Annotated in this window: 11 protein-coding genes and 1 pseudogene; 2 read left to right on the top strand and 10 right to left on the bottom strand. The window is 63.9% G+C overall.

Features of this window, described 5'->3' with window-relative positions; all coding sequences use genetic code 11:
• Window position 1: 1 nt before the first annotated feature.
• From AC3WJU_RS19330 to AC3WJU_RS19355, 6 genes and pseudogenes are all read right to left on the bottom strand, one after another.
• Window positions 2-610 (bottom strand): hypothetical protein, encoded by a 609-nt coding sequence (locus tag AC3WJU_RS19330; protein ID WP_059388035.1) that lies wholly within the window; start codon window positions 608-610, stop codon window positions 2-4.
• 10 nt (window positions 611-620) lie between these two features.
• A complete protein-coding gene (locus AC3WJU_RS19335; protein WP_492260610.1) occupies window positions 621-1160 on the bottom strand; it encodes a hypothetical protein in 540 nt (179 codons plus the stop codon).
• A gap of 25 nt (window positions 1161-1185) precedes the next feature.
• Complete coding sequence (locus tag AC3WJU_RS19340; RefSeq protein WP_059388033.1) at window positions 1186-1452, bottom strand: uberolysin/carnocyclin family circular bacteriocin; 267 nt, start codon at window positions 1450-1452, stop codon at window positions 1186-1188.
• Between the two features lie 271 nt (window positions 1453-1723).
• A pseudogene (locus AC3WJU_RS19345) lies at window positions 1724-1996 on the bottom strand (TetR/AcrR family transcriptional regulator C-terminal domain-containing protein); the annotation flags it as partial.
• A gap of 173 nt (window positions 1997-2169) precedes the next feature.
• Window positions 2170-3609: a UDP-glucose dehydrogenase family protein gene (locus AC3WJU_RS19350; RefSeq protein ID WP_492260611.1), complete on the bottom strand. Its 1440-nt coding sequence runs from the start codon at window positions 3607-3609 to the stop codon at window positions 2170-2172.
• Window positions 3606-4844: a glycosyltransferase family 4 protein gene (locus AC3WJU_RS19355; RefSeq protein ID WP_492260612.1), complete on the bottom strand. Its 1239-nt coding sequence runs from the start codon at window positions 4842-4844 to the stop codon at window positions 3606-3608. The genes AC3WJU_RS19350 and AC3WJU_RS19355 overlap by 4 nt, the downstream gene beginning before the upstream one ends.
• 372 nt (window positions 4845-5216) lie before the next feature.
• On the opposite strand from AC3WJU_RS19355, the gene AC3WJU_RS19360 reads away from it, so the two are divergent.
• Complete coding sequence (locus tag AC3WJU_RS19360) at window positions 5217-7109, top strand: polysaccharide deacetylase family protein (protein WP_284991742.1); 1893 nt, start codon at window positions 5217-5219, stop codon at window positions 7107-7109.
• Between the two features lie 90 nt (window positions 7110-7199).
• Here AC3WJU_RS19360 and AC3WJU_RS19365 read toward each other — a convergent pair whose 3' ends face one another.
• The 4 genes from AC3WJU_RS19365 to AC3WJU_RS19380 all read right to left on the bottom strand — a co-directional run bounded on the left by AC3WJU_RS19365 (window position 7200) and on the right by AC3WJU_RS19380 (window position 11601).
• Window positions 7200-7442, bottom strand: coding sequence for an NfeD C-terminal domain-containing protein (locus AC3WJU_RS19365; protein WP_284991741.1), 243 nt, complete (start codon window positions 7440-7442; stop codon window positions 7200-7202).
• 8 nt (window positions 7443-7450) lie between these two features.
• Complete coding sequence (locus tag AC3WJU_RS19370) at window positions 7451-8887, bottom strand: flotillin family protein (protein WP_492260613.1); 1437 nt, start codon at window positions 8885-8887, stop codon at window positions 7451-7453.
• A gap of 109 nt (window positions 8888-8996) precedes the next feature.
• On the bottom strand, window positions 8997-10268 hold the full coding sequence (locus tag AC3WJU_RS19375; RefSeq protein WP_441433628.1) for an FAD-dependent oxidoreductase: 1272 nt from the start codon (window positions 10266-10268) through the stop codon (window positions 8997-8999).
• Window positions 10261-11601: an MFS transporter gene (locus AC3WJU_RS19380; RefSeq protein WP_492260615.1), complete on the bottom strand. Its 1341-nt coding sequence runs from the start codon at window positions 11599-11601 to the stop codon at window positions 10261-10263. Before AC3WJU_RS19380 ends, AC3WJU_RS19375 begins: the two co-directional genes overlap by 8 nt.
• Window positions 11602-11649: 48 nt before the next feature.
• Between AC3WJU_RS19380 and AC3WJU_RS19385 the strand changes: the two genes are divergently transcribed.
• Window positions 11650-12450, top strand: coding sequence for an IclR family transcriptional regulator (locus AC3WJU_RS19385; protein WP_492260614.1), 801 nt, complete (start codon window positions 11650-11652; stop codon window positions 12448-12450).
• The last annotated feature ends 18 nt before the right edge of the window (window positions 12451-12468 follow it).

The following is a 12468-nucleotide window of genomic DNA, read 5'->3' on the forward strand; positions in this document are numbered from 1 at the left end:
GTCAGCCGATGGCGACTATTGTTGACAGACCCATGGCCGAAAGCACAACGAGGATCTTCCTGCCTGTGGAAAACTCGCGCCAATGTCGGTAGAAGATCACCAGGGCCAGCACGGCCATCGAGGGGAAATAGGCCCAATATCCGGGGATTTCCCGCGGTTGGATGACACCAAAGGCCACGCTGAAGAGATTCACCGGGATCGTGGCGAGAATGGCGATCACAAAGAAGGCCCCGATCTTGAAGCGGCCCGCGAGCACCGATTTTCCCGGGATCACCCGTTTGTCCAAAAACGCGGCCAGCGAGAAGTACAAAGCGATGATCACGGCGTAGACAAGGAAGAACAAAACGGTGCCCACGGTCATGGAGAGGCTCAGGAGGCGATCGTCCCCGATTTCCGAGCGCACGTCCGCCGGAACGTTCGCGTTGAGATACTTTCTGGTCAGGGGAAGCCGCAGAGCCACCAAAGCCATGAGCAGGATGTAGCCCGCGATCCACAGACCCCGGGACGTCGAGACCCATTCCCTGGCTGAGGACGGCTCGGGACGCAACTTTCCGACCTTTGCGACGCTGATGACGGTTTCGGACTTCCGTCCGTCTTCCGTGCTGGTCATGAATTCCTCCTCAGGTCTTGAGCTGAATCACGATGGCCTCGATGACGGCACCGAGGACTATCAGGGCGATGGCAATGAGCAAAGTGCCGAGGGAACGGGCCATGTCGTCGATGAACGACCTCAGGGTTGGAGGCTCGTTCTTCATCAGCAGCCTCCGAGCCAGGCCCGCGGCGGGCTGGAATCCGGCGGTCGCCGCCATCACCAGGCCGACGAACTCGAACGGGACGTACCACATCACGTCCGCAACCAGGCCCGCACCGCCGACGGAATGCACCCCGAGGGATACCGTCGCCCCGACATACAGCGCCAGGATTCCGGCTCCGAGAAGCGTGGTCAGCCCGAGGGTCGCGACCCCCGAATAGAGCACCAAGGCCGCACCGACGTTTCGCCCAAGGATCTGGAGGAAGTCTTTGCTGTAGAGGGGACTCCCACCCATGTCCTTGGCGTCCCGGATCCAGGACAGGTCCACAGCCGAGTAGCCGAAGACGGCTATGGCTGCCATGGCGAGGCCCGTGCTTGGGAGCAACCATCCAGGGATGCCCCCAAGCACGCGTGCTGTCTTAGCAAGCATCGATTTAGGCGACTGCTTGCGCCCGGCCGATGCGGAAGAGGATGCCTCGAGCCGTTGCGATCAAGGCACCCGTGATTCCTGCCCCGAAAATTGTGCCGATGACAACGAGAGCCCAGCCTCCGACCTCAATGGCGTGCATGATCTGGGACGCCGCCGCGGCAGAGATCCCAAGGGACCCCGCGATCCATGAAACGGCCAAGCTCGCGCCGAAGATGCCAACCACGGCCAGCGCAGCCGCGGCCGCAGCCTGAAGGCCGGTCCTTTTCGTCATTGTTGATTCCACTACAACCCCATTTCTCGAGTAGAACGGCCAACGGTTTCGCTGGCCTTGAAGAGTGGTGACCCTCCTCAAAGGAAGGCCATCCACGATTCAGATTCTCTCGGTGAAATTGGCGTCTCCGTGTAAAAAACGGAAAAATCCGTGTGCAAAAGGCCGTTTCTCAGTGTGAATAAGCCGGATCTCCGTGTGCGCGGTGGCCCGTCTACGTGTAATCCGGGCAAAAACACTGAGAGCCGTTCTCGGCCTGGGAACGCTAAGGAACTTAGACGTGGCCGGTCTGGTCGTGGACCGTCAATGTCCCGGCGAGGTCGAGGTCTGCGCCGGTGCCGTGCGCCCCGGCGTGTGCGAGGAGTGCGGCACCAAGTGCGGCGCTCCAGAATGTCCTGGCTTCGACGTCGACGGGTCGCTTGAGGATCCAACCCCGGCTGCCGACAAGCTGGGTCACGAAGCGCTCCGATTGGCGGAACAGCAGTTGGAGGTGCTCGTCGACCACGGGGGCGAGCTCGGCCTTGGCGATTCCGGTCGCGAGTGCTCCCGCGACCGAAGGGAGGTTTTCCCGACATCAACCTCGACGTCGGCATCCAACGACGGAACGTCCCTCAGCAGGCTGTGCTCAGCAACTCCTTCGGCTTCGGGGGGCAGAACGTCTCCCTCGTCATCACCGATGCACTGCACCCCAAAGCCCCGAATACACGATGAACCACGCGGCTACCGTCGCGTGGAGGGTGCCTTGGCTGGCGAACCGACAATGAACGGGCGTGTGTTGAGCGGTTCGACGGGAACGACGGGAGGTTTGGCTTCGGTAAGCGGCTCCGAAGTCTCATCGTGGGAGCCGGTTCCGAGCCCGCGAACCGTCCAGCCTTGCGCCCGCCATGCTCGAGCATCCAGGACGTTCCGCGCGTCCAGGACCATCCGGCGTCGTACGAGCGAGCCGACGGCGGCGGGCGAGAGGGCACGGTATTCGTCCCATTCGGTGAGCAGCAGCACCAACTCGGCGCCTTCGAGCGCGCGAGTGGTGGACGCTTCGAAGCGGAGCTGCGGATAGCGCATCCAGGCATTGTTGATCGCCTTGGGATCCGTCACCGTAACGTGGGCGCCGGCCGCGGCGAGTTGGAGTGCGACGTCGAGGGAGGGCGAGTCACGGATGTCGTCGGTGTCCGGTTTGAACGCCGCGCCCAGCACGGTGACGGTGCGGCCGGACAGGAAGCCCTTGCACATGTCACGGGCGACGTCCACGGCGCGGGCGCGCTGGCCCAGGTTGATGGAATCGACCACACCCATCCACTCGTCGAGGGAAGGCACGGACAGCGCTTGTGCCTGTGCGCGGAACGAGCGGATGTCCTTCGGCAAGCAGCCGCCGCCGAAACCCAGTCCAGCGTGGAGGTACCGGTTGCCGATGCGCGGATCCAGCCCCATCGCCTCACTGAGCTCGGTAACGTCGGCCCCTGAAGCGTCGCAAAGCTCGGCGATGGCGTTGATGAAGCTGAGCTTCGTGGCGAGGTACGCATTGGAGGCGGACTTGATGAGCTCGGCGGTCGCGAAGTTGCAGACCAGCCGCGGGATCCCGGCCGAAATCAGAGGTTCGTAGACGGCGTCGAGCGCAGCCGTGACAGGGGCGCCCGCGGCAGAGTCCTTGCCGCCCGGCACGCCGTACACCAAACGATCCGGGACCAATGAGTCCTTCACTGCCGTACCTTGGCGCAGGAACTCGGGGTTCCAGCCGAGCAGGACATCCGGCCTGCGGGCAAGGATGCCGCGGAGCATGTCCACTGTTCCCACGGGAACGGTGGATTTGCCGACGACGGCGGCGCCCCTCGCCAGGTGCGGAAGCAGGCTCTTCGTGGCTGCGATCACGTAGGAGAGGTCCGCCGTATCCGAGGTCTTGGATTGCGGAGTGCCCACGCAGAGGAAGTGCGTCTGGGCGCCGGCGGCGTCGGCGAAATCGGTGGAGAACGTGAGCCGCTTGGTAGCGAAGCCGTCGCGGAGAAGTTCGTCGAGGCCGGGTTCGTGGAAAGGCGCGAAACCCTTGTTCAGGTGGGCCACCTTCTGGGCGTCGACGTCGATGCCCACCACGGTGTGGCCCATCGACGCGAGCGTGGCGGCGTGCACTGCGCCAAGATAGCCGCAGCCTACAACGGAGATTTTCATGCGGGGAGTCCTTTGCTGGAAGTCACGGAAATGGTGGCAGGCTTTGCCGCGTGAAGTTCGGACGCCCGAAGTTCGGCTGCCTGAACCGGGTGGCTGGGAGCGGCGGCCGGTTCGACGAGCGCTTCCCCCGCGATTACCGCCTCGTAATGCTCGACGAGTTGGGCACTCAGCACCGGCCAGGTCCGGCCTTGGACCGAAGCGAGTGCCGCCGTTCCGAACGCACGGCGCTTGGCGTCGTCGCCGACCAAGTCCTGCACGTAGGCCCGCAACTGCGCGAGGTCTCCTGGCTCGTAAAGCCAGCCGGTGCGCGAGTTTTCCACGAGATCGAGGGGACCGCCCCGGCCGGTGGCCACGACGGGAACGCCGGAGGCCATGGCCTCCTGGATGGTCTGGCAAAACGTTTCGAACTCTCCGGGATGGACGAAGAGGTCGAAGCCCGCCACGACTTGGGCCAATTCGTCGCCGCCGAGGAACCCGGTGAAGAAGGCATTCGGCAGCGCTGCTTCCAGGGCGGCGCGTTGCGGACCGTCGCCCACAATGACAAGCCTGGTTCCCGGCAGGTCCGCCAGCACGGCGAGGTCCTCCACTTGTTTCTCGATCGCGAGGCGGCCGACGTAGCCGATGATGCGCTCTCCGTGGGGCGCAACGGAGGTGCGCCACGCCGTCGAGCGCTTGGTGGGGGAGAAGCGCGCGGTATCCACACCGCGCCGCCACATTCCCACCCTGAGGATCCCGCGGCCGCGCAACTGGTTGAGCGCGAACGTGGACGGGACCAGTGTCCGGTCTGCACGAAGATGGATGTTGTCCACCCGGTTCCACGCCCAGTTCTCCAGCATGGGGAGCCCATAGCGGGCGGCGTAGCTGGGGACCTCGGTTTGGTAGATGGCAACCGTCGGAATGCCGAGCTGGTGCGCAGCTTGCACAGCCCGCCACCCGAGGACGAAGGGCGATGCGAGGTGGACAACGTCGGGTGCGTAGTCGGCAAGGATTCTCTTGACCCGGCTCACGCCGCCCAACGCCACCCGCACATTGGTGTATCCGGCCAAGGGCACGGACGGGAGGCGGTGGACAAAAGCGCCGTTCACGATGTCCGAGACAGCAGTGTCCGACGTCGACGGCGCAATCACCATCACTTCGTCGCCGCGCTCTTGCAGATGCTCGAGCACCCGCAGGATGGAGTGCGTGACCCCGTTCATGAGCGGCAGGAATGATTCGGCAACGATAGCGATCCTCACCCCTCCACGGTGTGCGCGGCGGTTGGCGAAGCGGGGGAATGGGCGTGACCGCAAGGGGAAGGTTTGGTTAACAAATTGACGTTGCTTCCCCGAGTGGAGGATCCGTAGCGACCGAACATGCGCAAATCTAGGTAATTACGCAGCTCAAAGACGGGTAGGACTTACTCTTATTCCCCCATGTCGGCCCGCCTTACGGTGACAACGGTAGTGAACCTCGTGGCCATGACTGGGGCTTGTCCCGGGCACCGGGGTATTTCGGCAAGCGGGCGATGACTGGGCGGCGCGCCCTCACATGCTGAACAACGTTGGGTGATTCACCCTGCGCCGCCCGTATGTCCGGCCAGGCCGTTGTCTAGAATCGAGCCAGACCCTATGAAACTCTTCAACCGTACTGACCAGGTTGACCAGCACCGGACGTTTAAAGGGACGATCCCCGGTAAATGGTTTACCTGGTTCTCCACCGTTGTGGTGGTATTTGCTTTCACCGGCGTCACCGCCGGCATCACCGCACCCGCAGCCCAAGCCGCTAATCCAACCGTCGTCACCTTGACCTTTGACGACGCAAATGCCGACCAACTCAACGCCGCGCAGACCATGCAGAGCCTGGGCCTGGTGGGTACTTTCTTCACGCCGTCCGGATTCATCAACAACCCCAATTACCTGACGACAAGCGACATGCAGGGCCTTGTGGCAAACGGCAATGAGATTGCCGGCCATACTGTTACCCACCCGGACCTGACCACCGTGACGTTGGATGAGGCAACACGCCAGATTTGCAACGACAGGGTCAACCTCACAAACCTTGGATTCACGATCACTGACTTCGCGTATCCGTTCGCTGCCGAGAACGCATCCCTCGAAACCGTCGTCAAGAACTGCGGGCTCAATAGCGCCCGCAACCTTGGTGACATCAAGACGCGGTTCAGCTGCGCCGGCTGCCCGCTCGCGGAGACCATCCCTCCTGCCAACCCGTACAACACGGCGGCCCCGGATGAAGTGGACAACACCTGGACCCTGGCGGACCTGCAAAAGTCGGTCACCCAGGCGGAGCCCGCAGGCGGGTGGGTCCAGCTCACCTTCCACCATATTTCAGCTACCAGCACGGATCCGCTGAACATCACCCCGACCCTGTTCAACCAGTTCGCCACGTGGCTCAAGTCCAGGCCCGCAACCACCACGGTCAAGACGGTGGCCCAAGTGATCGGCGGAACCGTCAAGCCGCTTGTCTCGGGACCGCCGGCACCACCGGAGGGCACGGGCAACCTGATCAAGAACCCAAGCCTTGAAACCTTGGTCAGCGGGGCTCCGCAGTGCTGGGCCGCAGCAGGCTATGGCACCAACACGGCAGCTTTTTCCACCGTCAGGCAGGCGCACACCGGAAAAGTCGCCGAACAGCTCGTGGTCACCAACTATGTCGACGGCGACGCCAAGCTGTTGCCTACCCTTGACCTAGGCGGGTGCTCGCCCACGGCGACACCCGGGAACTCCTATTCAATCGGTGCCTGGTATAAATCGACCACAAGCACCCAATTCGAGCTCTACTACCGGATCGGCGTAGGCTCCTGGAAGTATTGGACATCAAGCCCCTGGTTCTCAGCGGCCACGACCTTCCAAAAGGCCACCTGGACAACGCCTCCACTGCCCACGGGCGCCAGCGGCATCAGCTTCGGGTTGAACCTGTTCAGCAACGGCACGCTCACCACCGACGACTACGAGATGTTCGACGTCGGCACCCCGCCACCGCCTCCTCCGCCGCCACCAGCCGGCGGCAACCTGGTACAGAACCCCAGCCTTGAAACGGCCGGTACGGGCTCGTTCCCGCAGTGCTGGCAGGCCGGCGGATACGGCACCAACACCGCGACGTTCAGCACGGTTGCTACCGCGCACACCGGTACCAAAGCGGAGAAACTCACCATCACGGGATACTCCAGTGGTGACGCGAAACTGCTTCCAACAATGGACACCAGTACCTGCCCACCTGCGGCCGTCGCCGGACACACCTATTCGGTGCGTGTTTGGTACACCTCTACAGCCGTCACACAGTTCGCCTTGTATTACCGTGACGCCTCAAACAACTGGGTGTACTGGACCTCCGGACCGTGGCTGAATACCGCGACTACCTACACACAGGCAAGCTTCACGACGCCGGCACTACCCGCCGGGGCCACGGCCATCAGTTTCGGGTTGAGCTTGTTCAGCAACGGATCGGTCACCACCGACGATTACGCGATGTACGACAGCGTCGGAGCTCCGCCGCTGGGCTGAGCAATCGATCAGTGACAAAAAGCTGAGGGCGGCTGACTAGCCGCCCTCAGCTTTTTGTCGGGTTCTCTATTGCGCCGGCTGGCGGTCGCGCTATCTGGCAGCCTTCAGGACGTCCGGCAACTCGTCAACGAATACGGTCCCGGGCGGCTCATAGTAGATGACAAGGACCTCGTCACCCACGTTGAAAACACTGCTCTTGTCGAAGGGATGCGCGTGGAAGGCGCTCGTACCGCCGTGGAACGGCAGCATCACTTCCCCCACAGTGCCTGGCCCGATACGACCCGTGACCCTGCCGATTTTGCCCGTCAGGCTCCGATCAACCTCTTTGTGCATCGGTGTCCCTATGCATCAGGGGTTTTGGTGGGCCGCTTGGGCGGTTCCTTGCCGTTCTTGAGCGCAGCTGTGATCGATGGCAGGTAGTTGCCCACTTGGGACAGGATCCCACCCACCATGCTGTTGAGGCCCTCGCCGCCGTTGAGGACGGTCAGGTTGCCCACGTGGGCAAACGGTTCAGCCGCGGCTGCCACGATCGCCGGCATGTTCTCCGCGAGCTGTTGGGAGATGACGGCCTCTTGGTTGGTTCCGAGAGCCTCGGCGCGGGCCTTGATGCCGTCCGCTTCCGCCAAGGATTTGGCCTTGATGGCCGAGGCTGCCGCGTCGCCGCGGGCCCGGGTGGCCGCGGCTTCGGCTTCACCCGTGATCTTCGTGGCTCCCGCGATGGCGGCGGCCGCCGTGGCGTTGGCCTGGGCTTCGACTTCCACCTTGCGGGCGTTCGCTTGAGCTTCGAGTTCCGTCCGCCGTGCCCGCGCCTCGGACGCACTGATGTCGGCGGCCTTTTGGGCTTCCGCCTCGGTGCGTTGGGCGTACGCCTTTGCATCGGCGGGCTTCCGGATGGACGTCTGGAGCTTTTGCTCTTCGCGGTCCGCCTCCAGCTTGGCCACCTCGGTTTCCTGGACCACCACTTGCTGGCGCGCTGTGGCGTTTGCCAACGGACCGGCCTGCGCGGCGTTGGCCCTCGCGGTTTCAGCATTGGCTTGGGCCGCTGATTGCTTGATCGCCGAAATGCTCTGGGCATCCGCGATCTGGGCGGCTGCCTCGGCCTCCTTCTCCGCGGCCTCGCGGTTCCTGGTGGCTTCGGCGATGCGGGCCTCCATTTTGACCTGCGCAATGTGCGGTTTGGCCAGGTTCTGGATGTAGCCCGTGGGGTCCTGGAGGTCCTTGATTTGGAGGGAATCAACTACCAAGCCAAGCTTTTCCATTTCGATGCCGCTTGCGCTGCGGACCAACGACGCGAGTTTGTCACGCTCGCGGATGATTTCTTCCATGGTCATGCTGCCAATGATCGAGCGCAAATGCCCTTCAAAAACGTTGTAGACCTGGCTTTCCATTTTGGGCTGTTGGCCGAGAAACCTCCTCGCGGCGTTCGCAATAAACGGCGCAGCGTCACCGATTTTGTAGATCACCACGCCCTCCACGATCACTTGGATGCCTTGCGAGGTCACGCAGTTGACCTGGAGCTCTGTTTCATTCAGCGTCAGGGACAACGTCCTCACGGTTTGGAGCCCGGGAACCACCAAGGCGCCCTTTCCCGTGACGATTTTGAAATCCATTCCGTCCCTGGTGTCCAAACTTCCCCGAGTCAGGCCGGAAATGATCAATGCCTCGTTTGGTTCAGCCACCTTCCACATCAATTTGATGAGAAGCCTTATAACGGTAACGGCGACAACTACCCCCAATACGGTGACAAGAATCGGGAGATAAGCAACGAGGTCGAACATGACTGTCCTTTCAACGGCAAGCACCCAAGCGGCTCGTGTAGTCAGTCTGCTTCGGTCTGCTCCAGGAGTCCAGCAATTTGTTTACCTACAATTGACACAACGGATTCTGCTAGGCGTGCGTTCCCGCGAGCGATACTGTCCTCATCTCGCCGGTGCCGTCGGCTGGGACCGCCGGAACGCCGTCGTCCTCTTGGCCGTAGAGCCAGTCGTTGTACTGGAAGTCGCCGTCCTTGCGGCTCTTGAACAGCAGGTTCCGCAAGACGCGTGCGACGCCGGACACGTGCCACGACTCTCCCCAGACGCGCGCCGTGCGTTGGACGCGGGCCGTCCGCGCTGCGCGGGCTGAGTTGAAATCGCTGATGGCGCGATCCCAAGCAGCGGTGTCCACGCCGTCGTCGTTGAACACGGAGCCGACGGTGGAGTCCTGGAGGACCGCGGCGTCTTCAAGCGCCTGGCAGGCTCCCTGGGCCAAGTACTGGAGCATGGGGTGTGCGGCATCGCCCATCAGGACCAGGCGGCCGTGGATCCAGTTCTCGATGGGATCGCGATCGTACATGGGCCAGCGGATGCCTGTCGCAAGGTTCCGCAGCGCAAGCTGTACCGCCGGAATGCAGTCCTTGTAAGCCGCCTCGAGTTCGTCGACGCCGCCATATTGCTCCTCACCGCGCTCGAACGAGGGCGACTTGAAAACAGCCACGGTGTTGAGCAGCTCGCCTTTGCGCAGCGGGTATTGCACGAGGTGGCAGTCCGGACCGAGGTAGACGACGACGTCCTCGAGATCGGCGGCCGGGGTCTCCGGCGTGATGGGCACCGTTCCGCGGTAGGCGACGTACGACGACGACACCGGGCCGTCCTGCGCGACGGCGGCGCGGAGCGTGGACTTGAGGCCGTCGGCGCCGATCACGACGTCGGCCTCGTAAACATCGCCGCTGGACGTGTGCGCCACGCCGCGGTGGTTCACGGTCTCGACTTTCTCGACGACGACGTCGTTCACGAGGCGCACGCCGGCATCCTGGCAGGCCTCCAACAGGATCCGGTGCAGGTCGCTGCGGTGGATCACCACGTACGGGGCGCCGTAGCGCTCTTCGAACTCGCCACCGAGGGTCTGCCGGGTGAGTTCCTCACCGGTGAGGGCGTCGCGGAACACCAAGTGCTTGGGGCGGACGCCGATCTCGAGCGCCTTCCCGAGGAGGCCCCAACGCTTCAGGACGCGGGAGGCGTTGGGGGCCATCTGCAGTCCCGCCCCGACCTCGCCGAATTCGGGCGCCCGCTCAACCAATGTCACCTCGGCGCCGTTTGCGCGCAGGGCCAGGGCGCCGGCAAGGCCGGCCATCCCTCCGCCGACGACGAGGACTTCGGTGGACGTTTTGCGGTCAGACATTGCTAGCTCCTACAGAGGTGGTGTTTGTGGGTTGGTTTTTGGCGGCCGTGATCTTCGCGGTCTTGATCTTGGTGCCGATGGCGCCGAGCAGGATGGCCGCGACGGCGGCGGCCCCGGCAAATGCCAGGAAGTTCGAGTTGACGCCCAGGCCGGCCGCGAGCAGCAGCCCGCCTACCTGGGGTGCCGCGACCGCGCCGATGCGCCCGACGCCGAGGGCCCAGCCAAGCGCTGTGCCCCGCAAATGCGCCGGGTAATGGCTGGCCACCGCCGCGATGATGAGGCATTGGGTTCCGTGGGTGCCGACCCCCGCCAGCACCAACATGACGTAGACAAGCCCCACGGGCGGACCCGCCACCAGTACGGCCAGCGCGACGGCGGCGACGGCGGCTGCCGCGATCGCCGTCGGGATCGGACCGAAGCGGGTTCCCGCCCACGCAGTGGCCACCGAGCCGACGACGGCACCGAGGTTGAGTGCCAGCGCGAAGGTCAGGGCTGACCCGAGGTTGTAGCCGGCCAGTTGCATCAGGTTCGGCAGCCAGGTGCCCAGGCCGTACCAAGCAAAGAGCGTGACGAGGGTGGAGACCGCGAACAGGAGACTCATGCCGAGGTACGGGGCACGGAGTAGGGACTTGAAGCCGCCTGTTTGGTTCGCGTTCTTGGCGGCCGGGAGGGGTTCCTCGAGTGTCGCTGGGAGCGTCTCCGGGAGGAAGCGCATGCCCAGCGGAACCACCACGAGGAGCGCCACGGCGGCCACCAGGAACATGACCGGCCAGCCGAAAGCGGGAATGAGCGGAATGCCGGCCACCGCGGCGATCGAGCCGCCGATCGGCACTCCGGACATCATTAGCGTGGCGATGGTGGACCGCCATTTGGCGGGGACCAGTTCCGCGACCAAGGCATTGGCCGAGGGAACAAGTCCGCCCAGGCCGATGCCCGCCAGCAAGCGCAGACCCCCGAAGACGAACGCGTTCGGGGAGAACGCACACAAGATGGTGAAGAGTGAAAACAGTGCGGCGCAGGCGATGATGGTCCGGCGGCGCCCCCAGCTGTCCGACATCCTCCCGGCGAAGATGGCCCCGATCATCATGCCGAGGAACGCCATCGAGCCGACCGTGCCGGCGGTGGCTTTCGTGAGCCCCCAGCCGGTGTCCGTGATGAGGGCGCTCTGGACGGTGCCGTAGACGATGAGGTCGTAGCCGTCGAAAACCACCAGCAACCAGCAGACCAGGACAGCGGCGGCGGGACGCTTGGAGAACCGGGCGGAGGCCCTGGGGAGGTGGTGAACGCCGTCTTGGGTCCGCTCCGGCGCTGCAGCGGATGGTGTGTGATTTATCCCACCACTGTGTGGCCGTTTGGTTCTGCAGCCCAATAGAATTCTGTCGTGCAGAATCTTCCAGCCCGCAAAAAACCGGCCTATTCCATTGAAGCCGTGGACAACGCCCTGCATCTCCTTCAGCTCCTGCGCGACGGCGGCAGCCTGCGCCTCAAGGACGCCGCCGCGGAGCTGGGTGTTGCTCCCTCCACAGCCCACCGGCTGTTGGCCATGCTGGTCTACCGGGGGTTCGCGGTCCAGGACGAGACCCGCCGCTACGTGCCCGGGCCGGCCATGGGGGTTGGACCGGCAGGACTCAGTTGGAGCCGGCTGCTTCGCACGGTGGCGCAGCCGCACATGGAACTCCTGAGTGGGCGGATCAATGAGACCGTCAATCTCATGGTTCGCGTGGGAACCAAGGTGAGGTTCCTGGCCACGGTGGAGGGGACCAACGCCCTGCGGGTCGGCGACAGGCAGGGAACCGTCCTGCCCGCGAACAAAGCTTCGGGCGGCAAGGCGCTGTTGGCAGGGCTGGAGCCCGCCATGATCGAGCAATTGTTCCGCAGCCACAATGCGGAGATCGGCGGCGACAACATTCCCGACGCCGAATATCCGGCTTTCCTGCGCGAGCTTGAGACGATCCGGAGCAACGGATTCGCGGCGAATTTCGAAGGCACCGAGGAAGGGATCAGCGCCTTGGGGGTGGCTCTCCACAACGGGCGGGGCGTCGCCGTGGGCGCGCTGAGCGTAGCTACTCCCGTGGTACGGTTCCGCAGGCTCTTCGATGCTGGTCTTGTGGGTATCATGCGGGAAACCCAGCGCCAATTGGAGATCGATATCGCGGCCAATCCGGCCGAGTCCCAGCCGTGACCCACCCAAGCCGTGACC

The sequence above is a fragment of the Arthrobacter sp. FW306-1B-F12A genome (assembly GCF_058781865.1).